This window comes from Nonomuraea cavernae (assembly GCF_014646355.1).
Taxonomy (GTDB): Bacteria; Actinomycetota; Actinomycetes; order Streptosporangiales; family Streptosporangiaceae; genus Nonomuraea; species Nonomuraea cavernae.
In genome coordinates this window covers 85,131-107,315 of sequence record NZ_BMNH01000023.1, presented here as the reverse complement: position 1 = coordinate 107,315, position 22,185 = coordinate 85,131, and the positions used below count along the sequence as shown (strand labels likewise).

General features: G+C 68.8%; 29 protein-coding genes. 20 read left to right on the top strand and 9 right to left on the bottom strand.

Annotated elements, in window-relative coordinates; translation table 11 throughout:
• Positions 1 to 2: 2 nt before the first annotated feature.
• Positions 3 to 962 carry a hypothetical protein gene (locus IEY82_RS29015; protein WP_189127418.1) on the bottom strand — a complete coding sequence of 320 codons (960 nt, stop codon included), beginning with the start codon at positions 960 to 962 and terminating at the stop codon, positions 3 to 5.
• 8 nt (positions 963 to 970) lie between these two features.
• Positions 971 to 1,276: a hypothetical protein gene (locus IEY82_RS29010; RefSeq protein WP_189127417.1), complete on the bottom strand. Its 306-nt coding sequence runs from the start codon at positions 1,274 to 1,276 to the stop codon at positions 971 to 973.
• A 138-nt stretch (positions 1,277 to 1,414) separates the two neighbouring features.
• On the opposite strand from IEY82_RS29010, the gene IEY82_RS29005 reads away from it, so the two are divergent.
• The 8 genes from IEY82_RS29005 (at position 1,415) to IEY82_RS28970 (ending at position 6,953) form a co-directional block, all read left to right on the top strand.
• Positions 1,415 to 1,804, top strand: a complete 390-nt coding sequence (locus tag IEY82_RS29005) for a YbaB/EbfC family nucleoid-associated protein (protein WP_189127416.1) — start codon at positions 1,415 to 1,417, stop codon at positions 1,802 to 1,804.
• 15 nt (positions 1,805 to 1,819) lie between these two features.
• Positions 1,820 to 2,197 (top strand): YbaB/EbfC family nucleoid-associated protein, encoded by a 378-nt coding sequence (locus IEY82_RS29000; RefSeq protein WP_189127415.1) that lies wholly within the window; start codon positions 1,820 to 1,822, stop codon positions 2,195 to 2,197.
• A 422-nt stretch (positions 2,198 to 2,619) separates the two neighbouring features.
• Complete coding sequence (locus tag IEY82_RS28995) at positions 2,620 to 3,381, top strand: AfsR/SARP family transcriptional regulator (protein WP_189127414.1); 762 nt, start codon at positions 2,620 to 2,622, stop codon at positions 3,379 to 3,381.
• A complete protein-coding gene (locus tag IEY82_RS28990; protein WP_229697721.1) occupies positions 3,378 to 3,872 on the top strand; it encodes a S26 family signal peptidase in 495 nt (164 codons plus the stop codon). The genes IEY82_RS28995 and IEY82_RS28990 overlap by 4 nt, the downstream gene beginning before the upstream one ends.
• A gap of 134 nt (positions 3,873 to 4,006) precedes the next feature.
• Positions 4,007 to 4,222, top strand: a complete 216-nt coding sequence (locus tag IEY82_RS28985) for a hypothetical protein (RefSeq protein WP_189127413.1) — start codon at positions 4,007 to 4,009, stop codon at positions 4,220 to 4,222.
• Positions 4,174 to 4,506 carry a hypothetical protein gene (locus tag IEY82_RS28980; protein WP_189127412.1) on the top strand — a complete coding sequence of 111 codons (333 nt, stop codon included), beginning with the start codon at positions 4,174 to 4,176 and terminating at the stop codon, positions 4,504 to 4,506. Before IEY82_RS28985 ends, IEY82_RS28980 begins: the two co-directional genes overlap by 49 nt.
• A gap of 12 nt (positions 4,507 to 4,518) precedes the next feature.
• Positions 4,519 to 5,058: a TlpA family protein disulfide reductase gene (locus IEY82_RS28975; protein ID WP_189127411.1), complete on the top strand. Its 540-nt coding sequence runs from the start codon at positions 4,519 to 4,521 to the stop codon at positions 5,056 to 5,058.
• 98 nt (positions 5,059 to 5,156) lie between these two features.
• Positions 5,157 to 6,953, top strand: a complete 1,797-nt coding sequence (locus IEY82_RS28970) for an ABC transporter ATP-binding protein (protein ID WP_189127410.1) — start codon at positions 5,157 to 5,159, stop codon at positions 6,951 to 6,953.
• Between the two features lie 69 nt (positions 6,954 to 7,022).
• On the opposite strand, the gene IEY82_RS28965 is transcribed toward IEY82_RS28970, so the two are convergent.
• The 3 genes from IEY82_RS28965 to IEY82_RS28955 all read right to left on the bottom strand — a co-directional run bounded on the left by IEY82_RS28965 (position 7,023) and on the right by IEY82_RS28955 (position 10,294).
• The gene (locus tag IEY82_RS28965) at positions 7,023 to 8,114 is read right to left on the bottom strand and encodes a serine hydrolase domain-containing protein (protein ID WP_189127409.1); all 1,092 of its coding nucleotides are present in this window, start codon (positions 8,112 to 8,114) and stop codon (positions 7,023 to 7,025) included.
• 72 nt (positions 8,115 to 8,186) lie between these two features.
• Positions 8,187 to 9,611 (bottom strand): sensor histidine kinase, encoded by a 1,425-nt coding sequence (locus IEY82_RS28960; RefSeq protein ID WP_189127408.1) that lies wholly within the window; start codon positions 9,609 to 9,611, stop codon positions 8,187 to 8,189.
• A complete protein-coding gene (locus tag IEY82_RS28955; protein WP_189127407.1) occupies positions 9,608 to 10,294 on the bottom strand; it encodes a response regulator transcription factor in 687 nt (228 codons plus the stop codon). The genes IEY82_RS28960 and IEY82_RS28955 overlap by 4 nt, the downstream gene beginning before the upstream one ends.
• Positions 10,295 to 10,606: 312 nt before the next feature.
• On the opposite strand from IEY82_RS28955, the gene IEY82_RS28950 reads away from it, so the two are divergent.
• Entirely contained in the window at positions 10,607 to 10,999 is a 393-nt protein-coding gene (locus IEY82_RS28950; RefSeq protein WP_189127406.1) for an SHOCT domain-containing protein, read from the top strand.
• Between the two features lie 33 nt (positions 11,000 to 11,032).
• Here the strand turns inward: IEY82_RS28950 and IEY82_RS28945 are convergent, their stop codons facing one another.
• Together IEY82_RS28945 and IEY82_RS28940 are read right to left on the bottom strand one after the other, a co-directional pair.
• Positions 11,033 to 11,662: a GAP family protein gene (locus tag IEY82_RS28945; RefSeq protein WP_189127405.1), complete on the bottom strand. Its 630-nt coding sequence runs from the start codon at positions 11,660 to 11,662 to the stop codon at positions 11,033 to 11,035.
• Between the two features lie 43 nt (positions 11,663 to 11,705).
• Positions 11,706 to 12,308 (bottom strand): TetR/AcrR family transcriptional regulator, encoded by a 603-nt coding sequence (locus tag IEY82_RS28940; RefSeq protein WP_189127404.1) that lies wholly within the window; start codon positions 12,306 to 12,308, stop codon positions 11,706 to 11,708.
• Between the two features lie 100 nt (positions 12,309 to 12,408).
• Here IEY82_RS28940 and IEY82_RS28935 point away from each other — a divergent pair, with 100 nt between their 5' ends.
• The 4 genes from IEY82_RS28935 (at position 12,409) to IEY82_RS28920 (ending at position 15,678) form a co-directional block, all read left to right on the top strand.
• On the top strand, positions 12,409 to 14,193 hold the full coding sequence (locus IEY82_RS28935) for an MDR family MFS transporter (RefSeq protein WP_225264032.1): 1,785 nt from the start codon (positions 12,409 to 12,411) through the stop codon (positions 14,191 to 14,193).
• Positions 14,190 to 14,615 carry a hypothetical protein gene (locus IEY82_RS28930; protein ID WP_189127402.1) on the top strand — a complete coding sequence of 142 codons (426 nt, stop codon included), beginning with the start codon at positions 14,190 to 14,192 and terminating at the stop codon, positions 14,613 to 14,615. Before IEY82_RS28935 ends, IEY82_RS28930 begins: the two co-directional genes overlap by 4 nt.
• Entirely contained in the window at positions 14,612 to 14,848 is a 237-nt protein-coding gene (locus IEY82_RS28925; RefSeq protein ID WP_189127401.1) for a hypothetical protein, read from the top strand. The genes IEY82_RS28930 and IEY82_RS28925 overlap by 4 nt, the downstream gene beginning before the upstream one ends.
• 98 nt (positions 14,849 to 14,946) lie before the next feature.
• Positions 14,947 to 15,678, top strand: a complete 732-nt coding sequence (locus IEY82_RS28920) for a M15 family metallopeptidase (protein WP_189127400.1) — start codon at positions 14,947 to 14,949, stop codon at positions 15,676 to 15,678.
• Between the two features lie 91 nt (positions 15,679 to 15,769).
• Here the strand turns inward: IEY82_RS28920 and IEY82_RS28915 are convergent, their stop codons facing one another.
• Positions 15,770 to 16,051 carry a hypothetical protein gene (locus IEY82_RS28915; RefSeq protein ID WP_189127399.1) on the bottom strand — a complete coding sequence of 94 codons (282 nt, stop codon included), beginning with the start codon at positions 16,049 to 16,051 and terminating at the stop codon, positions 15,770 to 15,772.
• A gap of 164 nt (positions 16,052 to 16,215) precedes the next feature.
• On the opposite strand from IEY82_RS28915, the gene IEY82_RS28910 reads away from it, so the two are divergent.
• Positions 16,216 to 16,557 (top strand): hypothetical protein, encoded by a 342-nt coding sequence (locus IEY82_RS28910; RefSeq protein ID WP_189127398.1) that lies wholly within the window; start codon positions 16,216 to 16,218, stop codon positions 16,555 to 16,557.
• Entirely contained in the window at positions 16,554 to 17,750 is a 1,197-nt protein-coding gene (locus tag IEY82_RS28905; protein ID WP_189127397.1) for a DUF6782 family putative metallopeptidase, read from the top strand. The genes IEY82_RS28910 and IEY82_RS28905 overlap by 4 nt, the downstream gene beginning before the upstream one ends.
• Positions 17,751 to 17,862: 112 nt before the next feature.
• Here the strand turns inward: IEY82_RS28905 and IEY82_RS28900 are convergent, their stop codons facing one another.
• Entirely contained in the window at positions 17,863 to 18,198 is a 336-nt protein-coding gene (locus IEY82_RS28900) for a dihydrofolate reductase family protein (protein ID WP_225264031.1), read from the bottom strand.
• Positions 18,199 to 18,604: 406 nt separating this feature from the next.
• Here IEY82_RS28900 and IEY82_RS28895 point away from each other — a divergent pair, with 406 nt between their 5' ends.
• The 5 genes from IEY82_RS28895 to IEY82_RS28875 all read left to right on the top strand — a co-directional run bounded on the left by IEY82_RS28895 (position 18,605) and on the right by IEY82_RS28875 (position 22,152).
• Positions 18,605 to 19,381 carry a TNT domain-containing protein gene (locus IEY82_RS28895; protein WP_189127396.1) on the top strand — a complete coding sequence of 259 codons (777 nt, stop codon included), beginning with the start codon at positions 18,605 to 18,607 and terminating at the stop codon, positions 19,379 to 19,381.
• A 178-nt stretch (positions 19,382 to 19,559) separates the two neighbouring features.
• Positions 19,560 to 20,102, top strand: a complete 543-nt coding sequence (locus IEY82_RS28890; protein ID WP_189127395.1) for a helix-turn-helix domain-containing protein — start codon at positions 19,560 to 19,562, stop codon at positions 20,100 to 20,102.
• 3 nt (positions 20,103 to 20,105) lie between these two features.
• Complete coding sequence (locus IEY82_RS28885; RefSeq protein ID WP_189127394.1) at positions 20,106 to 20,468, top strand: hypothetical protein; 363 nt, start codon at positions 20,106 to 20,108, stop codon at positions 20,466 to 20,468.
• A complete protein-coding gene (locus IEY82_RS28880; RefSeq protein ID WP_189127393.1) occupies positions 20,465 to 21,358 on the top strand; it encodes an ABC transporter ATP-binding protein in 894 nt (297 codons plus the stop codon). Before IEY82_RS28885 ends, IEY82_RS28880 begins: the two co-directional genes overlap by 4 nt.
• Positions 21,355 to 22,152 (top strand): ABC transporter permease, encoded by a 798-nt coding sequence (locus IEY82_RS28875; RefSeq protein WP_189127392.1) that lies wholly within the window; start codon positions 21,355 to 21,357, stop codon positions 22,150 to 22,152. The genes IEY82_RS28880 and IEY82_RS28875 overlap by 4 nt, the downstream gene beginning before the upstream one ends.
• Positions 22,153 to 22,185: the final 33 nt, after the last annotated feature.

The following is a 22,185-nucleotide window of genomic DNA, read 5'->3' as shown; positions in this document are numbered from 1 at the left end:
TTTTAGTTTTTAGGAAATTCCCTGAGGGCCTTCAGGAGACCTTCGAGGGCCAGTTCTTCCCGCCTTAGTCTCTCGCGATGGCCTGCATCACCGCCATTGAACTTGAGTTTCGCCTCTATCTTGCGATTCAGGATACTTTCACGCAGATCGGCTATCTCCTGCTCTAATTGTGCTTTCGTCTTGCCATTTACTGTGGGGAGCTGGCCATGCCACTTACCAGTGTCGTCCTTGCCGTTGGGTCGGTTGTTTCCTCCGTTGTTTCCTCCGGTGTTTCCGCCGCCGCGTCGCCTCCTACGAACCATCTGGGTCATGCCGTCCCAGGCGGAACGGGAGCTGGAGGGTGATCTCAGCCCCGTGGACCGCAGCGGCATTCCGCCGTAAGGGCCGGCCGCGAGCGGGCGCGGGCCCATGGGGCCGCCTGGGAGTCGGAGATTGTCCAGGATACGGCGCATCGGGCCGGTGGTCATGCGCTGTACCAACGGGCCCAGCACCTCACCGGCGCCCTTGCTCCCCGCACGCAGAATTGATCCGACCGCCTTGCGTCTCAGGAGCACCCGCGCGGTGGCCGCCGCCCCCCCGGCCACCCCGCCGAGGGCCAGCAAGTTGGCGACCTCGACCGCGCCGAACACCGCCTGTGTGCCCGCCGCCACCTTCACCGCCGACACCACCGAAGCGGTGCCGTCGAGCGCCACGGGAATCGACCTCATCGCGGAGTTGGCCTGGGCGAGATAGCCGTTCTGCCCACCCATCTCATCCCAGTAGCCCGCCAGGCTGGTGGAGGACGACCCCTGGTAGACCTGCTGCACGCCGTTGACCGTCGAGTTGGCCTCTTCGGCCGTGAGGCCCGTAGCGGCATGGGCGGTTCGCAGGAAACCGCCCTCCTCCGTCACCATGTCCTCGTTGAGCGCCGGCCAAGGGCCGAGCATGGACATCATTCCGGCGGCCGCCGGGGGGAGGGTCACAACCATTCCTACCCCAGGTTCTCGGTGGCCGAGGCGTTGACCGCCTCGGTCTCACGGGTGTTCCTGGCCGTCTGATACAGGCCGTCGCCGGTAGCGGCGATCACGGCCTGGAGCCCGCTGAGCGCCGCCATCGACGTCGCACGGCATTCGGCGTAGATACTGGTGAACCCGGAGAACAGGCCGTCGTCTCCCCACGAGGACACCCCGTCGCGCGCCCGGAGACTGTCGGGCGCGGTCCCGTAGTCCTCTCCATGAGCCCTGACCAGCGCGGCTCCCTGCTCCACCGCACCAGCATTGATCTCAAATCCCGTCACGTCGCAAGACCATATAGGCCACATCTCAGCCTTGGCGACACCTCACCGAGATAGATCCACAACTGACTACCTAGGCGGTGAAAGTCACGTTTAGACTTGGCCGCTGTTGTTCGTTGCATCGCACTGCCGGAGGTTGACATGCGGCCACCTGCGCCCGGAGACGATGCCGACTACCTGGCCGACTACTTCGCCGAAGGCCAGAGGATCGTGCGTGATCTCCAGGCGGCACGCGCCGCGATCCAGCAGGTGGAAGGCCAGGCCCAGAGCAAGGACGGGCTGGTGGAGGCCGCCGCCGACGGCACGGGGGGCCTGACCCGCCTGCGCATCGATCCTCGGGCCCTGCGGCTCGGCAACACGGCCCTCGGGCGGGAGGTCACGGCGGTGCTCCGCGCCGCGCAGGAGGACGCCGAGCGCCAGGCCCAGGAGATCGCGGACAGAGCCTCGTCCAACGCCGCGACCCTGCCCCCGCCGCTCGACGAGACCTTCGTGAACGAGCGGGTGGAGCAGGCAGCCCGCAATCTTCTCTAGGTCCGGGAGGCCTGCGTGTACGAGCATCGGTACGATCCCGCGAACATCAGGGAGCGGGACCTCGACGAGGCCGGACGGCAGGGCGAGCAGATGCTCGCCCGGCTGGAGGAGGCCCAGGAGGAGCTCGAGCAGATCGTCGGATCAGGTGAGGCGCCATCGTGCCAGGTCAAGGCGGCGGTGGACGTGAACGGACGGGTCCTGCAGGTCGCCTATGGACCGCGCGCGACGCGCCTACCCAGTGACGAGCTGGCGGAGGAGACGCTGGCGGCGGTGCGCGAGGCGTGCGCGGACGCCCAGCGCCAGGTCCACGAGGTCATGCGCGCGGCGCTGCCGGGTTATGACCCGGCGGAGGCGAACGCCCGTCTCGAACAGATGCTGAACGACTGGATCTGACCGCTCATCCCAGCGAGAAGGCTGCCATGACTCGCCCCCTTGGGAAGGCGGCGAACCCGATGCAGCGTCGGACATCGCGGTGATCGTTTCGCGCCCGACGGTGCGGACCTACGGAATTCGATCGGTCCCGATCCCCAGCGATCACCTCGGTCTCCGAGTCATACGCGGCGTCCTTCTGTAGTGGCTCATCGTCAAGGGATGCCCGCGAGTCGACACCGAGTCAGACCCTAAGTCGGCCAAACATTTGTCGCATGTCGAACTCCGTATCGATTCCATGACAGTAGAGCCGAGATTGCGCATCGCCATTGCGACGCCCTAGTGAGCAAATAGGCCATAGCGCATAATTCGGGAATTAGTAGCTTATATCGCAAGAACTGCCTTCTTGTCCGGTTTATGGGTATGTGAGCTTCTACGGGGTGTATATGAAGTTTTGCCTTCTCGGTCCGCCGGAGGTGCGCGACGACGCCTGCCGCCTGTGGTTTCGAGGGCATCGTCAGCGCGCGGTCTTCGCGTCTCTGGCGCTGAACGCCAATCGGGTCGTGGAGACCGACAGGCTGGTCGACATCGTGTGGGGCGACCGCCCTCCCCTCACCGCACAGGCGCAGATACAGAAGACCCTCTCGGCGTTACGTCAGATGCTGGCTCGTACGTCCACCGGAGGCGAACGGATCAGCACGGTCTCCTCGGGATACCTGCTCCACGCCGACCCGGGTGAGATCGACGTGGAGGTGTTCAGAGGAGAGGTGCGACAGGCCTCGTCCGCCATGGTGGCGGGTGACCTGCCGGGGGCGGTCACCTGCTTTCGCGGGGCCCTGGCTCGCTGGTTCGGGCGGGCACTCGACGGCGTGCCCGGCCTCGCCGCGGAGGCCACCCACCTGGAGGAACAACGTCTGATCGCATGGGAGGAGTGCATGCACGCCGAGTTGGCGCTCGACGGGCACGCCAGGGTGGCGGCCGAGATAGAGCCGCTGATCGGCAGCCATCCGCTGCGCGAGCGCCTGTGCGCCTTACTGATGATCGCCCTGTACGGGTGCGGACGCAGGGTCGAGGCCCTGCGCGCCTACCACGGCCTGCGCGGGCGGCTGCATGAGGAGCTGGGCATCGAGCCGAGCAGCGAACTGCGCGACATCGAGCACGCCATCCTGATCGAGACACCGGCGGCCCAGATGCTGTCCGCGCCATGACGGGCCGGCGGGTGAGCATGGTGCTCGCCGCAGGCGTCGCCGTGGCCGTCGGCCTGCTGGCCGTACGACGCCGCTATCTCGTCATCACGGTCAACGGCGCCAGCATGCGCCCGGCCTTCACCGATGGCGACCGGGTCCTGGTGCGCAGGGCGACCATCCGGCTGCCTGCTCGCGGCGACGTGGTGGTGCTGCGCACGCCGCCGCCGCGGGCGGGCTGGAACGGGTCGCCGTCGTCGAGGAGTCCGGCACGCAGGGGCTGGAGCATCAAGCGGGTCGTGGCCGTTCCCGGCGACCCCCTGCCGGAGGCCGCCGTCGACGCCTGCGGGCGACCGGCCGGGACGCCCGTCCCGGCCGGTCGCCTCGTGGTCTTCGGGGACGCGCTCGACAGTTACGACTCCAGGACCTGGGGTTTCCTGCCTGCTGAGCACCTGGTCGGTGTCGTGACCAGGCGTCTGACCTCGCGTCCTGACCCCGATCAGCCGCGCCGGTAGCGATCGGGTAGTGATCCGGTAGTGATCCGGTAGCGCTCACTGAGAGGGTGACGGCGCACCGCGGTGTGGAGGTGACATGGGTCCCGCGCTCACTGCAGCGGGCCTGTGCACAGTCGATGCGTAAAGGGAGAAGCATGATCAAAAAGGTCAACGCTCTGGGCGACAAGCTGCTCGGGTTGCTGCTGCCCAGCAGCAGCGCGGACGCGGCCCCGCTGTGCCAGGGTAAGTATCTCTACACCGACGGCAGTGGCTGCAACTACTACTGCTACCGCTGGCTCGACCGCTCCTCGAAGCTGAAGTGGTGCGGCAACGACCGGACCTGCAGGGCCGTCTGCTACGACTGCTGCTGAGTTCGGAGTACGTGGCACTGGCCTGCCGTCGCCTGATCGGCGCGGTGCGCAAGGTGCGTGACCGCTCCTCTCGCCAGGCGTTCGCGCACCCTGTCCGCGCTCGTGCCGGCGATCGGATCGGCACGGCCGGTGCCACCGCTCACGTCGTCGCCGGCGACGCCGCCCTGCTTCCCGGCGGGGTGGCGGTCGCCGTCGGGGCCGCCCTGGCAGTCGTCATCGGGGTCGTGTTCACCGACGATCTCGCGTCATCGTTCGCGCCGGCCTCCCCGCCGGCTCGGTCCTGAAAGGAAGACGGAGTGCCGTTTCTCGTCGCGGGAATGGTCGTCTTCGGGCTTTTGTGCCTGGTCAATCTGGTTCTCACACTGGCCGTGATCCGTCGGTTACGAGAGCACACCGAACAGCTCGTGGCGCTCAAGGCAGGAGACCCGGCCGAGGTGCTGCTGGCGACTGGGACGTCGCTCCCGGTGTTCGAGGCCGAGTCCGTCGACGGTGAGACGATCGACAGCCGGGTGACCTCGCCTGAGGTTGTCGCCCTGCTCTCCACGGAGTGCTCGGTGTGCCTGGACCAACTGCCGGATCTTGTCGGCCTCATCACCGACCGGCGCGTCGACCGCCCCGCCGCGGTGGCGGTGATCATGGGAGATGACAGTGCCCAGGCCGAGCAGCTCGTCGAGAAGCTGCGGCCGGTCGCCAGCGTGGTCCGCCAGCCCTGGGGAGGCCCGATCGAGAAGGCGTTCCAGGCCAGGGCCTTTCCCGCCTTCTATCTCGCCTCCGAGGGAGTGGTGCGGGCCGCCTCCATCTCCGTGATGGAGCTGGACCGGCCGGTTCCCGCGTGATCCGCGCCGCACGGAACCGTGCGGACGCCTCGCCCCCGGACACGCGGCACACTTCGGCCGCCGGCCCACTCTGGCAACGGGCCGGAGCCGCGTGGACGATGGTCTGGCGAGCCGGCCCGCTGTTGTCGCTCGGTTCGGTCGCCCTGTCAGTGCTGTCGGGCATCTGGCCCGTCGCGGGCGCCTGGCTCACCAAGCTGCTTCTCGACGAGCTGAGCAGCCCGCGGCGTGACCCGACGCTGCTGGCCGGGCTGGCGGCCGGGCTGGCCGTCCTCGGCCTGCTGACCACCACCCTTCCCCATCTCAATCGCTATCTCGACGCGCAGTTGCGCCGGCGGCTCGACCTGCTCGCTCGCGACGAGTTGTTCGGTGCGGTGAACCGGTTCGCCGGGCTGGCGCGCTTCGAGACGCCGCAGTTCCTCGACCGGCTGCGGCTGGCCGAACAGACGGGCCAGACGGCGGCCGTCCAGATCGTCCTGCCCGCGTTCTCCGTGCTGCGGACGCTCATCTCGGTCGCCGGGTTCGTCGTCACCCTGACGCTGCTGAGCCCGGTCATGACCGCCGTGGTGCTGCTCGCCGCGGTGCCGACCGTCATCGCGGAGGTGGCCCTGAGCCGGCTCCGGGCCGGTATGCAGTGGATGATCAGTCCGCTCGGCCGCCGCAGCGCCTTCTTCGGCAGACTGCTCACCAGCCTCGACTTCGCCAAGGAAGTCCGCCTGTTCGGGCTCGGTGAGTTCCTCCGGCGGCGGCTGCTGGCCGACGTCCGCGATGCCCAGGAGAGCGAACGGGCGGTCGACGTACGCGAGTTGAAGACCCAGACGCTGCTCAGCGCGCTCGGCGCGGTGACCGCGGGTGCCGGCCTGATCTGGGTGGTGACGGGCACGGCGGGCGGCGCGCTGTCGATCGGCGACGTGGCCGTCTTCATCGCGGCGGTGGCCGGAGTGCAGTCGGGCCTCGCGGAGCTGGTCGGGTCGGTCGGCGGGGTGTACGAGTCGTTGCTCCTGTTCGGCCACTACCGCGAGGTGGTGCGGGCCGAACCGGACCTGCCGGTGCTGGAGGCGCCGAAGAGGACGCCGCCACTCCGGCGCGGAATCGAGTTCCGCGACGTGTGGTTCCGCTACGACGACGAGCATCCGTGGGTGCTGAAGGGTGTGGATCTGTTCCTGCCCTGCGGCAGCGCGCTGGCTCTGGTCGGCCTCAACGGATCCGGCAAGTCGACGCTGGTCAAGCTGCTCTGCCGGTTCTACGACCCGCAGCGCGGCGCGGTGCTCTGGGACGGGGTGGACATCCGGGAGATCGATCCCGCGGATCTGCGCGACCGGATCGCCGCCGTCTTCCAGGACTGCGTCGCCTACGACTTCACTGCCGCCGAGAACATCGGCATCGGCGACATTTCCGTCATGTCAGACCGGGAGCTCATTCGCAGGGCCGCCACGCTGTCCGGGATCGACGAGACGCTCGCGAACCTCCCCCACGGCTACGACACGATGCTGAGCCGTAACTTCAGGCACCCGGGTGAGGACGAGGCGAAGGCGGGCGTCCTGCTCTCGGGCGGTCAGTGGCAGCGCGTCGCGCTCGCCCGGGTGTACCTGCGGGAGGACCGCGACCTGGTCATCCTGGACGAGCCGAGCGCCGGTCTCGACGCGGAGGCCGAGCACGACCTGCACACCGACCTGCGCCGGCACCGGGCCGGGCGCACCAGCCTGCTCATCTCCCACCGGCTCAGCGCCGTACGCGAGGCCGATCTCATCGTGGTGCTCGCCGACGGGCGGATCGTGGAACAGGGCACCCACGGCGAGCTGATCACCCGCGACGGCGAGTACGCCCGGCTGTTCGCCCTGCAGGCCAGCGGATACCGCCCGGAGGCCCTCCCTGCCCAGGCGGCCGGGCAGGGGTGAGCGGGCCGGCCCGGCGACGCCATCGCCTCCCGCCAGGGGCGGGAGGCGTCCGGCCTGGCTGGTTACGGGTCAGCGGGTCTTCGCGACTTCGGCGGCCACGGCGCGGAACACGGTCAGCGCCTCCTCCTGGTCCGGCGGGGTGGTGGAGGTGGTCGACTTGACGACGACCACGCCGTGTTCGGGCGAGACGTAGATGTACTGCCCGCCGAACCCGGCGGCCATGAAGTCGCGCCCGCCCTCGCCGCCGAGCCACCAGTGCAGGCCGTAGCGGGGATTGACGGACGAGGGCTTGGTCGACGCCGTGATCCACGAGGCGGGCACCACCTGCCGCCCGTTCGCCTTCCCCTTGCGGAGATAGAGCAGGCCGAACCGGGCGAAGTCGCGGTCGGTGGCGTAGACGCAGCAGTAGCCCAGGCTGTCGCCGTTGCCGTCGTTGGCGATCTGCGCTGTGCCCGCCATGCCCGCCGGCTGCCAGATCTTCCGCTCCACGTAGCGGTGGAACGGTGTGCCGGTGGCCTGGCTCACCAGCCGGGCGAGCACGAAGGAGTTCATGCTCGTGTACTCGAACGCGCTCCCGGGAGTCCAGCCCCGCACCTGCTTCGCCGCCATCTTCTTGACGGAGTGCCCCTTGTTCGCGGCCACCTGCACCCGCGGGATGTCGGAGCGTTCGTCCCATTCGATGCCCGACGACATGCGCAGCAGGTCGCGGATGGACACCCCGTTGTAGCCCGACTCGCGCAGCTCGGGCAGGTACTTGGTGACCGGGTCGTCGATCGAGCGGATGTCCCGATCGCGCAGCGCGATGCCGACCGCGGCCGAGGTGATGGACTTCGCCATCGACCAGGACTGGAACCGGGTGTCGCGGCTGGCGTCGACGTAGCGCTCGGCCACGATCTTCTGCCCGTCGAGCACGAGGAAGCCGTTGGTCTTCGTACGGGTCAGGAAGTCGTTCAGGGTTCGCCGCTCCCCCTCGTAGGTGTAGGTCACGGAGAGCGGCCGGGGGGCGCTACGCAGCTTGACGGGGTTCGCCGAGGGGCTCACCACGTCAGGCGTGGCCGGTTTGGCGGCAGCGGCTCCAGCTGGGGCGAAGCCTGCCGTCGAGACGACGGCCAGCGCGAGCGTGGTGACCGCCGCGACGCGCCGAAGGTGGGTCGTACGCACGTTGCCTCCTGTGCGGGGTTCTCAGGTCAGGCCGCGATGGTGGCGCACCTTTCTGGCAGATCTCTGGCAGAGCTACGGCCTGCGGGGCTGTTCGAGCCAGGACCGGCCTCCGGCGGGGCGCTCCGGCGGGTGTCCGGAGGCGGGCAGGCGCACCTCCACGCACGTTCCGCCGCCCTCGCCGGTCACCGTGGCGGTGCCGCCGTGCAGGGCCGCCTGCTGCCGGACCAGGGTGAGCCCGAGACCGGAGCCGGGGCTGCCGGGACACCGCTGGAACCGGGTGAAGACCGATTCGCGGTCGTCCTCCGGGATCCCGGGGCCTCGGTCGCGGACGGTGAGGACCACGTCCTCCCCGTCGGCGGACAGGTCCATCGCGATCACGGCCTGGCCGTGCTCGTCCCGCCCGTGGATCGCCGCGTTGTCGAGCAGGTTGTCGGCGATCATCCGGAGCCCCTCCGCCCAGCCGCGCACGGTCAGGGCGCCGGCGGTCGAGGCGGTGATCACGGCCTCCGGGTGGCGACGCCGCGCGTCGTCGGCGGCGGCGCCGACGATCTCGCTCAGGTCGGTCTCGGCGAACGTAGCGGGGTCGACCAACTCGCCGCGCGCCAGCCGGCGCAGCATCGTAATCAACCGCTGGATCCGGCCGTGCTCGGCGCCCAGGTCGGCGATGATCTCGTCGCGCTCCGCCGGATCCAGGTCGGGGTGGCCGAGCAGGCTGACGTTGGCGCCCATGCTGGTCAGCGGGGTCCGCAACTCGTGAGCCGCGGTGGCCGCGAAGGCGCGGGCGGACTCCAGCGCCTCTCCGGTGCGGGCCACCGCCGCGTCGCGCCGGTCGAGGAGATCGTTGAGCAGCGCCGCCAGCCTGTCGATCTCGGTGACTCCGGAGCTCGTCGCCAGCCGGGCCTCCGTACGGGCCGGGGTGTCGATCGCCTGAGCCTGCCCACTGAGCGTCGCGAGCGGCCGCACCGCGAACCTGCCGAGCGTGAACCCGGCCACGGCGCCCAGCCCGGCCGCGGCCAGCGTGACCGTCACCAGCCGCTCGGTGAGCAGGGAGATCTGCCCGGCCAGGCGTTCCTCCGGGTCGAACAGCCACAGCCGGGCGCCGCTGTCGCGCCGTCCCAGGTGCGCGGCCACGAACCGCCATCGCCGCCCGCCCTCGGTGAAGTCAGCCGGCCCGTCGCCCGGTGGCGGCAGGGTCGCGGGCACGTCCCCGATGACCAGCGGTGCGGCTCCGCTCGTGTCGATGTGGAAGCCGCCTTCGCCGCCGGCCGCCGTCAGCCGCTGTTCGAGGAAGTTCGGCGGGATCACGGGGATCGCGCGGGCCCGCCACGCGTACGAGGCGGCCATCGGCGTCAGGGCCCGGAGCCGTACGATCAGCTGCCTGTCACGCTCGGCGCGCAGGTCGGCCGAGACGAGGCTCAGCACGAGCCACCCCGCCAACGACACCATCAGCGGGACCAGCACGGCGAGGCAGAGCGCGAAGCGAGTGGACAGGCTCACGGCGCGGGGCACCTCAGCACGTAGCCGACCCCGCGCACGGTGTGCACCAGGCGCGGCTCGCCGCCGGCTTCCAGCTTGCGCCGCAGGTAGCCGACGAAGGTGTCGACCGCGTTGCCGGTCACCTCGAAGTCGTAGCCCCAGACGCGTTCCAGCAGCACGTCCCGGGACAGCACGATGCCGGCGTTGAGCGCCAGCACCTCCAGCAGGTCGAACTCCCGGCGGGTCATCTCGATCTCCCGGCCGTTCAGGGTCACCCGGCGGGCGTCCGGCTCCACCGTCAGCGGTCCCGCCCGCACCGTCGCGCCCGGAGCGCGGCCCGCCCTGCGCAGCAGGGCGTGCAGGCGTAACACCAGCTCGTCGAGGGCGAACGGCTTCACCACGTAGTCGTCGGCGCCCGCCGCCAGCCCCGCGACCCGGTCGGCCACCTCGTCCATCGCCGACAGCATCAGCACCGGCACGTCGGCCCCGGCGGCCCGCAACTGCGCGCACACCTCGATGCCCGACATGCCGGGCATCGACACGTCGAGGACGAGGGCGTCCGGGCGGCGGGTCCCGACCAGTTCGAGCGCCCGCCGCCCGGAGTCGGCGGTGTCCACGCCGAACCCCTCCAGCCGCAGGCCGCGGCGGAGCGCGCGCAGGATCGCCTGGTCGTCGTCGACCGCGAGGATCTGGTAGCCGGTCATCGAATGCTCCCCGTGTCCGCGACCGGCGGGTCGACTGTCTCTCCGAAGTCCCCGGTCCGCCGGCGCGCCCACCAGTATCCAGACCCCAAGCGTCGCACGCGCCCCTAAATCCGACCCAAAGGGTTAGTAAGCCAAAAACCTTCGCCTTATATCCCTTTTGTCCGATTCGAGAGTCGGGCTTCGGGCAGATGGCAGTCGAGTTCTCCGCGCACCGATCTGCGACCCTGCCGCTCATCGTGGACATCTGGGCCCTGAGCCGCCCGCTCTCCGGTGCCGCTGGGAGCACGCTCGACCACAGGAGGGACGACCGAAATGGATGACTATCCGCTGCTCAACATCTTCCTCAGCATGATGTGGTTCTTCCTCTGGATTCTGTGGGTGATGCTGCTCTTCCGGGTCATCGCCGACATCTTCCGCGACGACACGCTCAACGGCTGGGGCAAGGCCGGCTGGACGATCTTCGTCATCGTGCTGCCGCTGCTGGGCGTCCTCGTGTACCTGGTCGCGCGCGGCAAGGAAATGGGCCGGCGCGAGGTCGCCACGATGGTCGATCGCGAGTCCCGTTACTACGAGGCCGTAGAACGCCGGGTCGGCCGCGGCACCGGCCAGGCCGATGAGCTCACCCGGCTGGCCGATCTCAAGAACCACGGCGACCTCACTCCGGAGGAGTACGAACGCGCCAAGGCCAAGGTGCTGGCGGCGTGAACGGCGGGCGGGGTCGGCGTCCGCAGGGTGCCTTCACGTCAGGATGAGGACGATGAACAGCAGGCACACGAAGATGTTGATCAGCCAGCCGTGGGAGTTCATCCAGTCCCGCACCTTGGGCATCACGGCCACCGCCCGCCGCCGGAAGATCAGGTAGCCGAGCAGAGGCAGGGCCGCCAGCAGCAGCGTGGCCAGCAGGAACGGGATCGCCGCCAGGAGCGGTGAGTCGTTCTGCTCCAGGTTCACGCCGACGGTGAGCATCACCATGATGTCGGTGGGCATCAGCAGGACCAGCAGCAGCCCGGTGGTGAAGGCCCGGCCGGGGCCGGCGTCGAGCAGCCGGCCCAGCCACGCGGGCGGCTCGGACGTCGCGCGGCCCCGATAGTTCTTGAGCGCCGCCAGCACCAGCAGGCCGACCAGGACGTACTGGATGACCGAACCCGTTGACCCGTTGTCGTCGGGGTCACCCAGCGAGAGGGCGCCGGAGAGCAGATGGGCGAGCAGCCGGGCCACCGTCACGCCCACGATCACCGCGATCGCGACGCCGGCCAGGAACGCGAGCGACACCCGCGCCGCGCGTCTGTGCGTGACGAGGATGATCGCCGACATGATCTGGGGACCCGCCATCATGGTGACGGCCAGCGGAAGCAGTTGCAGATTCATCGGCGCCTCTCCTGTCACGACGGCGCTGGTGCACTCCCCTGACCTACCCGGACGCCCCTGTCTCTCCCCTGGCCGGCGTGTCGCCGCGTTCGGCAAGGCAGCCCTCGAAGACGGCGGTCAGCCGGTCGATGTCGGCTTTCGTCGGCTCCTCGGGGCCGAGGTGCCGGCGTAGCGCGCCGACTCCCAGGAACATCGCCGCCACCAGCCTGGCCCGAGCCTGCGCGTCGGGGCCGCCGAGGAGCTCGGCCAGCGGGTCGACCAGCGCGGTGCGGACCCGCCCGTGGACGAGGTCCTGGATCTCGGGGTGGCCCGCCGAACGTTCGAGGCAGCGCAGGATCGGGTTCTCGGGATCGGCGTGCATGCGCCGGGCGGTGTGCTCGGCCAGCCGCCTGGGCAGACCCTCCCGGTCACCGGCGAGCACCTTGCTGATCGTCGGCTCACCGGCCAGCACCTCGCCGAACAGCCCTGCCTTGGAGCCGAAGTAGCGCCCGACCAGGGCGATGTTGGCGTCGGCCGCGGCGGCGATCATGCGCACCGTGACGTGCTCGTAGCCGTGCTCGGCGAACAGCGAGCGTGCCGCGGCGAGCAGCCGGCCCCGAGTGGCGGCGCGGTCCCTGGGCCGCGCCTCCATCTGGAGGTTGTCCATCCGTGAACTCTAACCGGACACACCCCGCTTGCCGCCCGGCTAGTAAACGTACGTATACTCGATGGGTTCGTCGATGTTGAACAGAGAATGCGGTGGCCTGATGACCCAGACCCGGCAGTACTCCCACCGGGAGATCCTCGAGGTCATGTCCGGGCTGATGCTCGCCATGCTCACCTCGATGATCTCCACCTCGGTGGTGGGCACGGCACTGCCGACGATCGTGGGAGAGCTCGGCGGGCAGAACCAGTACTCCTGGGTCGCCTCGGCCACGATGCTGACGATGACGGTGTCGACGCCACTCTGGGGGAAACTGTCCGACCTGTTCGGGCGGAAGCTGCTCTTCCAGACCGCTCTGGGGATCTTCGTCGCCGCGTCACTCGTGGCCGGACTCTCGCAGGACATGGGTCAGCTCATCGCGGCCCGAGCCGTACAGGGTCTGGGCGTCGGCGGCCTCTCGGCCCTGTCCCAGGTGATCCTCGGCGACATCGTCTCGCCCAGGGAACGCGGCCGCTACTCCGGCTACATGGGAGCCGTCTTCGGCATCTCCACCGTCGCCGGGCCGCTGCTCGGCGGATTCATCGTGGACAGCGAATGGCTGGGCTGGCGCTGGTGCTTCTACGTCGTGGTGCCCTTCGCGATCATCGCCGCCGTGGTGATCCAGAAGGTGCTGCGGCTGCCCACGGTCAAGCGGGACACCTCGATCGACATCTGGGGCGCGACCACCATCACGGCCGGCGCCACCGCCCTGATGCTCCTCCTCACGCTCGGTGGCCAGGAGTTCGAGTGGAACTCCGTCTGGACGTACGTCCTCAGTGCGGTGAGCCTGCTCATGCTGGCCCTGGCGGTGCTCTCGGAGCGCACGGCCCGCAACCCGATCCTGCCGCCCAGGCTGTTCAGGAACCGCACGTTCGTGCTCACCAGCCTCGGCTCGTTGTTCGTGGGCATGTCGATGTTCGGCGCGATGATCTACCTGCCGCAGTATCTGCAGATCGTCAAGGGGATGAGCCCGACCGACTCCGGCCTCATGACGCTGCCGATGGTCCTGGCGCTGTTCGTCGCCGGCGTCGTCTCCGGCAAGATCGTCACCAGGACCGGGAAGTGGAAGGCGTTCCCGGTGGCGGGCCTGCTGATCGTCGCCGTGGGGCTGTTCCTGCTGTCGCGGCTGCACGTGGACTCGAGCGAATGGCTGATCGGGTTCGACGTGGGCGTGCTGGGCGTCGGGCTCGGTTTGTCCATGCAGATGCTCATCCTCGCCGCCCAGAACGGCTCCGAGCCGCGCGACATGGCCGCCACCACCTCGGGCGTCTCCTTCTTCCGGTCGCTCGGCGGCGCCGTGGGCGTGGCCGCGTTCGGCGCGATCCTCACCAACCGCCTCATGAGCGAGATGACGGAGATGCTGCGCGCCGCGCGCATCGAGCTGCCCGGCGGCGGCACCCCCTCGCTCGGCAGCCCCGACGCGATCCAGCGCCTGCCCGAGCCCGTCAAGGGCATCGTCCTGGAGTCGTTCACCCGGGGCCTGGAGACCGTCTTCCTGGTGGGCGTGCCGATCGCCGTGCTCGGCTTCCTCGCCGTGCTCTTCCTCAAGGAGCTGCCGCTGCGCGGCGCCACGCTGCCCGCGGCACCCGAACCGAAGCCGCTCAGCAAGGACGACCTGGTCCTGGCCGGCCTGCTGCTGGAGCTCATCGCCCAGCGCGTCGAGCGCGCCAACGGACAGCCGTCCGCCCTGCTCACCGCGGTCGCCAGGATGGCCCCTCCGGATGACCGGTCCGAACGGGAGCGCGCCAGGTTCGTCGCCCGAACCGTGCTCCGCCCCACCTCGCGCGCCCTGATCACGCAGGCGGCGCCCCCTCAGAAAGACCTCGTCACAGGAGGAATCGCTCAATGATCCGCAAGTTCGTGGGCGCTGTCGCGGCGGCCCTCGCGCTCATGGCCGGGCTGTGGCTCATGATCGCCCCCTTCGCCCTCGGCACCCAGCCCGAGTCGGGCGACTGGATCGGCGCGACCAGGTCCGAGTTCTTCACCGGCCTGGGCGTGGCCGTCCTGGGCGTCGTCGGCGTGGCCGCCTTCGTCGCGTCCATCCACGAGGAGCTCGTCGCCCGCGGTCTGGTCACCGTACGAGAGCGGCGGCCACGGCCCGAACCCCGGCCCGCCCCCGAACCGGCTCCTGTCGCCCCGCAGTCGTCGTCCGCGGAGCTGGCGACCCTGCTCGCCCCGCTCGTCGAGGCGCTGCGCGAAGACCTGAACCGCACCGGCGAACACCGCCAGAACGGCACGACCACCCTGGTCGGCGCGGAGGACGACCGATGAAGGCGAAAATGGGCCTGACCGCCCTCTTCCTGATCTTCCTGGTCGGCCTCTGGCTGGTCGTCGCGCCGTTCGCCGTCGGCTACCAGCCGCGCGGCGCCGCCTACGCCGACGCGACGGTCAACGACCTGTGGGTGGGCGGCGTGCTGGCCGGCGGGTCGTTCGTCGTCCTCGTGGCGTACGCGGCCGACGCGCTGCGTGAGATCACCGGTCGCGGAAGGCACTCCGCCGACTAACCCCCTGGACGGCTGTTACACCAGCAGGCCGCAGGACGGCACGCCGTACCACCCCTGACAGTCCTCTGAGCTGGCAAGACGTCGCATATGGTGGCGAGATGAAGCGTTCTGCCATTCTCGCCTGCCTGACGCTCACGGTCGTCGCATGCGCCGGGCAGACTCCGGCCGCAGCGCCGGACCGCACCGGGCTGGACCCGGCGCAGAGCACGCCTTCGGCCTCGGCTTCGCCATCACCGTCGCCTTCGCCATCACGGACCGGCCCGCCGGAGTTCACCGCCAAGGTCACCAAGATCGCCCGGGACCGGCTGCCCTACTCGTGGCGTCCCGGCTGCCCCGTCAGCTACCAGGACCTGCGCCTGGTCACCATGACGTACTGGGGTTTCGACGACCGCCCGCACACCGGCGAGCTCGTCGTCAACAAGAACGTCACCGGCGACATCACGACCGCCTTCAGGAAGTTGTACGACATGCGCTTCCCGATCAGGCAGATGCGGCTCGTCGACGTCTACAAGGGCGACGATTTCGACTCGATCGAGGCCGACAACACCTCGGCCTTCAACTGCCGCAAGGCCACCGGCTCGGGCAACTGGTCCAACCACGCCTACGGCAAGGCCGTGGACATCAACCCGCGCGAGAACCCGTACGTCACGGCCAGCGGCGGCACCGCCCACCAGAACGCCGAACAGTTCACCAAGCGCCCCATGAAGGGCAAAGGTGTGATCAACCCGGGCGACAAGGTCGTGCGCGCCTTCGCCTCAGTGGGCTGGGAGTGGGGCGGCTACTGGTCAGGCATCAAGGACTACCAGCACTTCAGCAAGGGGGGCGGCTGAGAGCTGGGGCGATGTGGCGCTGACCTGCGGTTCGACCCCTCACCGCTTCTCACCGTATCCGGCTGTGTCACACCTTCCGTATCCGGCTGTGTCACACCTTCCGGACATCGGCGCCGAAGCCACCGAACTCCTGCGCAAGGTCGAGGCCGCAGCGGCCACGACGGCCATGCCCGTGCCTGGCGTGCAAGAAGCGCTCCACGCCTGCCACGCCAGCGGACGATGCATCGCGGTGGTCGGCGACACCTCCTCCGAGGCTATGGAAACCTACCTGGACATGCACGGCCTGCGGCAGCTCGGAGGAGCGGTCAACGGCCGTGAGCATCTCTTGTCGCTGCCCGTGAGCCTCCAGACGGGCGAAATCCTCCTCCAGCACGTCCCGTCCGGCGGAAAACCGGGGCGTCCGGTGTCACGCGGGTCTCTCCAGAGCAGGACGGTCACCTGCGTCGGCGTTGACGCGCGAGTCCGGTTTGCCGTACAAGGGAGGCAACATTCCGTGTCCGGGTGGCGGCCGTACGCCGCGAGATTAGGGTGAGGCCCGTGCCAGACACCGCTGGAGAACGCCAACCCGGCTTGCGAGTCGATCAGAACGGCCTACAGGCCATGTCGATCGAGTTACAGAAAGTGGCTGATCTGCTGGAGGAGTTCATCCCCCGGATTCTGGTCAGCGTGCACGCTCGGCCGTTAGGCGACCAGGAAGCGCCAGGTGCTGAGTTCGACCAGGAGTACGAGGCACTCCTCAAGGAAGCGGGTCCGGCATACGAGTCACTGCCGAAAACTCTGAACATGATCGCTGACGGCGTGTCGTTCTCGTCCCGCAACCACGCTCGCGCTGAGCGGGCAGCCGAGGCCGGCGTGCCCTCCCCGTCACAGGAAGTGTGAAGGGATTGGATCTGCCACCGGTGCTGGCGCAGGCGTACAACCTGGTCAAGGATGTCGCCCCTTGGCCGGACTCCGACGAGGACGAGCGGATGTCCAGGGCCAGGGCATGGCTCGATCTGGGCACTACCTTGAGATCATCAGCGGGGCGGATCGACGTGGCGGGTCAGCAGTTCATGGCCACCAACAGCGGTAGCGACGTGCAAGCCCTCAAGGAGAAGCTCGAAGGAGCGGACGGCCCCAAAAACCAACTGGCAGCCGGGGAGAAGGCGGCGGTCCTGGCCGGCGCCGGCCAAATGGTCATCGTGGTGATCAGGGTCGCGTTCAAAACCTATGCGCTCTATCTGCTCACATTGCTGGCCACATCCATGATCGCCGCTGTGATGCAAGGGCCGGTCGCCTCTTTCATGTGGACTGCCCGGGTAGCGGGAGTCCGGCAGGCGCTCAAAAACTTGCTCATGCAAAGTCGACGACATGTAGCCGAGGTTGTCGCGGGAACCATCTCGCGATCCCGACGCCTTCTGCAGGAGCTGGTATTACCTCCGCTGGTCATAGTCTCGTTGCCCGCGATCTCGTATGTGTCATCCGTCAGGTTCGAGGAATCCAACGAAGAAGCACGCCAGGAGACAGAGGCGGTGCTCCGCGAAACTCCGGCGGGGCGTGAAGCGCTCGCCTGGGTGAGGGACCATGGCATCACAGTGCTTTTCCAGGAACCCCCTCCTCTTATAGAAGGGACATACCGGGACAACCTTGACGTCCTGACAGTAAACCCGGGAAAGGATCCGGAAGAACGGGCGGAGATCTTCGTACACGAGGTTTATCACGCGCAGAACGAGGGACGCCCCAACTCGCTCACCATGGGACGCGAGGAGTACATCAACGCGTCCATCGAAGAAGAAGCGATCGGAAACATCAAGGCTACCGAGATGCGCGAGCAACTAGCAGCCGCCCGGGGAGAGCCGGCCCCTAGATCCTCCTATCGGCATGCCTACCAAAAAGCGATTTCCGAGGAGAACAACCTTCGAGCGGCACAGGGACGTCCTTTGCTGACACAGAGCGAAGAACAGCGAATCGGCAATCAGGCCGGCCTGGCCGAATTACGCGACGACATCAGCGGGATCTACACCGACAGGTTCGGCGACGAGTGGGATGCCCGATGGTATCACCAGGCACGCGACTTTCTACTCCCCCCCTGACCGACCTCACCGCACAAATTGTCAAGCAGGCGGCCCGCCCGTCACGCCGGTGGCGGGATTCGCAAACTCACTATATTTCCTTCCTGGTCGCAGCGGTGGGCGGCTGAGCGCGTCAACCGGTGACGCGGTACCAAAGGCTCGTGGTGTGTGGCAGTTCGTCGAGCCGGACGCGTTCGAGCTTGACGTTGGTCCCGCCCGGGTGGTCGAAGAGGCGGACACCGTCGCCGAGCAGGACGGGCGTCACGAACGTGAGGATCTCGTCCAGTACGCCCGCCTCCAGGCACTGCCGGGCCACGTCGGCGCCGAGCACATCGACGCATTTGCCACCGGCGGCGGTCTTGGCCGCGGCGACGGCCTCGTCCAGGGCGTTGACGAAGGTGACGCCTGGCACCGGCGTGTCGGGGGCGTGGTGGGTCAGCACGAACTTGCGGCCCCTCCCACCCGCCACCGAACGCCTTGCCCTCGCTCTCCGTGTCCTTGTGCGGGTCGTCGCCACCGTAGGTCCGGTTGCCGACGAGCAGCGCGCCGATGAGCTCTCTGAAAGGACGTCCATCTTTCGGTCGCCCCTTTATTCAGGATAAAGTACGGGCTTTCATTGCCATTCATGAGTCGAATGGCAAATGTCGCGACATGCCGTCCTTCACGTATCTTTCGACCGGCTAACGCGAACACCTTTTTGACGATCTGGCGAATTCCTTGCGATGCGCCTGAAGAATGGCCGGGTACGCACGGATCCAGCGCATCCAGAGCATTCATCCGAAGGGTCGGCGATTATCGTGCGCCATCTTCGATGAATTGCGAATTGATGCGGATATGTCCGATCGCACTCCGTGTGAGTTCTTTCAGGAGAGTCCGTGCATCTCTTTTCCCGGCGAGCGCCACTGGTCGCCGCCTTCGCCATCGCCGCCACATCCTTCTCGGGCGGCTCGGCCCAGGCCACCACGTACGCCCCCGCCCCCGCCCCCGAGCCGCCCGCGTTCACCACGCAGGACGCGAAAGCGCGCCACAGCAAGGTCGACCTCGCGATCGTCCGCCACAAGAGGACGACGCGGGATCCCGCCATCGCGGTCTGCGGCCCGCCGTACGTGTTCGGCGACCCGAACCTCGGCCCGAAGTATCTCCCGCGCACCAGTTGGCTCGGCTCGATCCTGCGCGGCTACGTCCGCTACGGAGGTCTCCCCCCGGCGACCTTCCTCGACCGCTACCGGACCGTCGACGGCTGGCGTTACCCGCAGGACTTCGGTTTCGCCCACGCCGGGGGCTACTCCAACGCCAAGCCGCTCATCACCACCATGACGCTTCCCAAGGGACTGAAACTCGACCGGTTCGGCGGCGAGACCGGCGCCTTCCTCGCCCCGTACGGCACGCCGTTCGTGAAGCGGGCCCTGCCGCCGAGCAGTCTCAACACGTTCGACGGCGATCCCCAGCATCTCTGCAACTACCACGCCTACCAGGTGGAGAAGCCGTTCCAGGTCGACGCCGGCCCGGCAGCCTCGGCCTTCCAGCAGGTGGGTGTGGGGCGGCAGTACCACACCCTCGTCAAGTACATTCCGGGGTCGGTGGGGAACGACAAGGGCGAGCTGCCGATCAGCTGGCTCGTCGACCACGGCTACCTCAAGCGCCTGAACTGAGCGGCCGGAGCCGCTGATCGCCCTCCTGGCCGCCCCGGCGGCGGCCAGGAGGGCGCCGGGCGACGCGGCAGTTGCGAGGAGGGCGCCGGGCGATTGCCGATGAGGCCCACGCGGGCGATCCCGGCTGCTCCCTCGTTCTTCTAGCATTCTCATTATCGATAATGATAACGTCAACCCTGTGAGACCTTCGACAGAGCGCTGGGCCGAGCTGGCGCTGCACCCCGTGCGCATCCGGATCCTGGGCGCCGTCGCCGGCGCTCGGCGCACGCCTTCCGACCTGGCCGGCCTGCTGCCCGACGTGCCGCAGGCCACGCTCTACCGGCACATCGCCACGCTGGCCAAGGCCGGCCTGCTGGACGTGGTGGAGGAGCGCAAGGTCGGAGGCGCGACAGAACGGGTGTACGCACTACCGGAGGGCGCGGTGACACCGACCGCCGAGTCGCTGGCCTCCGCGTCCCCAGAGGAACACGCGCGATATTTCACCGCGTTCGTGTCCAGCCTGCTGTCAGAGTTCTCGCGCTACCTGGCCAGAGAGCACATCGACCTGGTGGCCGACGGCGTCGGCTACCAGCAGTTGGTGCTCCACCTGAATGACGAGGAGTTCGTCCGCTTCGCACAGGGTTTCGGCGAACTCGTGCGACCCCTGCTCGCGAACGAGCCGGGAGAAAACCGGTCACCCCGTCTGCTGGCCACGATTCTCCTCCCCCTGACGAAAGGCTGACCCATGGCAACGGTCATGATCACCGGTGATTCGGTCACTGTCGAGTTCGGCTCCTGGGAGCGCATCTTCACCGGGCGAGCCCGGCACACGATCCCCCTGCCGGCGGTACGGCAGGCGGTCATCACGGAGCAGCCGCTGCGCGTTCCGCGCGGCGCGAGAAAGGGCCTGACGGTGTCGGGCCACACCAAGATCGGCGTTTGGGGCATCTACGGCGGCCCGCGCCAGCTGGTCTCGGCCAACCGCAACCTGCCCGGCGTCCACCTGCTGCTGGACCGCGCGAGGTCCGGCGACGAGTTCGACGAGGTCGTCCTCTCGGTCCCCGATGCCGACCGGCTCGTCGAAGCCATCCGGGAGGCCGCCAGGTGACCGGCATCGAGGTACGAAACCTGACAAAGAGGTACGGCCCGATCACCGCCGTCGACACTCTCAGCTTCACCGTCAGGCCGGGAGCCGTGACCGCGTTCCTCGGCCCCAACGGAGCCGGCAAGACCACCACGCTGCGCATGATGATCGACCACGTCGCGCCCACCTCCGGCAGCGTGACCATCTGCGGACGGCGCTACCGGGACCTTCCGCGTCCGACCACCGTGGTGGGCGCCGTCTTCGACGCCTCCGCCTTCCACCCGCACCACTCGGCCCGGGACCACCTGAGGATCTACGCCGCGATGGGCGGCTTTCCCGACGGCCGGGTCCAGGAACTCCTCACCCTGCTTGGCCTGGCCGACGCCGCCGAACGCAGGACGGGCGGCTTCTCCACCGGCATGCGACAACGGCTCAACCTGGCCACCGCCCTGCTCGGCGATCCCCGCGTCCTGCTGCTCGACGAGCCGAGCAACGGCCTGGACCCCGAGGGCACGGCCTGGCTGCGCTCGTTCCTGCGCGACCTGGCCGACGACGGCCGGACCATTCTGATCTCCAGTCACGTGCTCAGCGAGGTGCAGCAGATCGCCGACGACGTGGTGGTCATCCGCCAGGGGCGGCTGCTGACCGCCGGCCCGCTGCACGAGCTCACCGGCACGGCGCAGGCCGTACTCGTGCGAAGTCCCGACAGCGCCGAGCTGAGCCGGATCCTGATGCGGCACGCCCAGGCGGTGCGGGCCGACGGCCCGGACGAGCTGCGGGTCCGCGGGCTCGACGCCGCCCGCATCGCCGACCTGGCAGCCGGGCAGGGGCTGCGCATCCATGGCCTGACCAGCGAACATCCCAGCCTCGAACAGATCTTCCTCGACCTGGCCGGCGAACGGACGAACGGATGAGACCCCTGATCCACGCGGAGCTCCGCAGACTGCTGGCGACCCGGATGTGGCTGGGCACCCTGCTCGTGGCCGCCCTTCTCGGCGGCGGCCTGATCGGCCTGCTGGCCGTCATCGGGCCGGAGAACTTCGATCCCCCGATGCCGGGGCTGCACACCGAGGCCGGCGTGCGAGCGGTCCTCGGCTTCCTCGGCTTCACCGCCTTCATCCCCGCGGCGATCGGCACCCTGGCCGTGACCTCGGAGTACCGGCACCGGACCGTCAACTTCACGTTCCTGTTCGCGCCGGACCGTTGGCGGGTGCTGGCCGCCAAACTGAGCACGTACGGCTTCGCGGGCCTGATCTACGGGATCGTTCTGTCGAGCACGGCGGCCCTGGCGTTGTTCGGCGCGGCCGCGCTCCGCGGCGTGAGCCTGGGCCTGCCCACCGCGACCGTCATCGAGCTGCTGGCTCGTCTGGCGGTCGCGATGGGCGCCTACACGGTGCTCGGCGTGGGCATGGGCGCGCTGATCCGCCACCAGGTCGCCGCCCTGTGCGTGGTGATCGGTTACCTGTACGGAGCGGAGCTGCTGCTCATGATGATCCCGGGCGTCCGGCACCTGTACCCGTGGCTGCCCGGCGGCGCGACCTCGGCGCTGACCGACTTCACCGCCGTGGCCGACGCCCTGTCCCAGCAACTGTCCGCCGAACCCGTACGGCTGCTGTCTCCCCTGGCCGGCGGGCTGCTCCTGCTCGGATACACGGTGCTGGCGAGCACGGCGGCGCTGCTCAAGCCGATGCGCCGCGACGTGATCTGACCCGTGCGCCCCGGGACGTCCCCCGCCTGCGGA

Excerpts from the sequence above, each read along its gene's own strand:
- IEY82_RS28945 (WP_189127405.1), bottom strand. The coding sequence starts at position 11,662 with ATGAATCTGCAACTGCTTCCGCTGGCCGTCACCATGATGGCGGGTCCC.
- IEY82_RS28970 (WP_189127410.1), top strand. The coding sequence starts at position 5,157 with ATGGTCTGGCGAGCCGGCCCGCTGTTGTCGCTCGGTTCGGTCGCCCTG.
- IEY82_RS28940 (WP_189127404.1), bottom strand. The coding sequence starts at position 12,308 with ATGGACAACCTCCAGATGGAGGCGCGGCCCAGGGACCGCGCCGCCACT.
- IEY82_RS28920 (WP_189127400.1), top strand. The coding sequence starts at position 14,947 with ATGAAGCGTTCTGCCATTCTCGCCTGCCTGACGCTCACGGTCGTCGCA.
- IEY82_RS28875 (WP_189127392.1), top strand. The coding sequence starts at position 21,355 with ATGAGACCCCTGATCCACGCGGAGCTCCGCAGACTGCTGGCGACCCGG.
- IEY82_RS28885 (WP_189127394.1), top strand. The coding sequence starts at position 20,106 with ATGGCAACGGTCATGATCACCGGTGATTCGGTCACTGTCGAGTTCGGC.
- IEY82_RS28950 (WP_189127406.1), top strand. The coding sequence starts at position 10,607 with ATGGATGACTATCCGCTGCTCAACATCTTCCTCAGCATGATGTGGTTC.
- IEY82_RS28930 (WP_189127402.1), top strand. The coding sequence starts at position 14,190 with ATGATCCGCAAGTTCGTGGGCGCTGTCGCGGCGGCCCTCGCGCTCATG.
- IEY82_RS29005 (WP_189127416.1), top strand. The coding sequence starts at position 1,415 with ATGCGGCCACCTGCGCCCGGAGACGATGCCGACTACCTGGCCGACTAC.
- IEY82_RS28990 (WP_229697721.1), top strand. The coding sequence starts at position 3,378 with ATGACGGGCCGGCGGGTGAGCATGGTGCTCGCCGCAGGCGTCGCCGTG.
- IEY82_RS28955 (WP_189127407.1), bottom strand. The coding sequence starts at position 10,294 with ATGACCGGCTACCAGATCCTCGCGGTCGACGACGACCAGGCGATCCTG.
- IEY82_RS28925 (WP_189127401.1), top strand. The coding sequence starts at position 14,612 with ATGAAGGCGAAAATGGGCCTGACCGCCCTCTTCCTGATCTTCCTGGTC.
- IEY82_RS28995 (WP_189127414.1), top strand. The coding sequence starts at position 2,620 with ATGAAGTTTTGCCTTCTCGGTCCGCCGGAGGTGCGCGACGACGCCTGC.
- IEY82_RS28935 (WP_225264032.1), top strand. The coding sequence starts at position 12,409 with ATGACCCAGACCCGGCAGTACTCCCACCGGGAGATCCTCGAGGTCATG.
- IEY82_RS28985 (WP_189127413.1), top strand. The coding sequence starts at position 4,007 with ATGATCAAAAAGGTCAACGCTCTGGGCGACAAGCTGCTCGGGTTGCTG.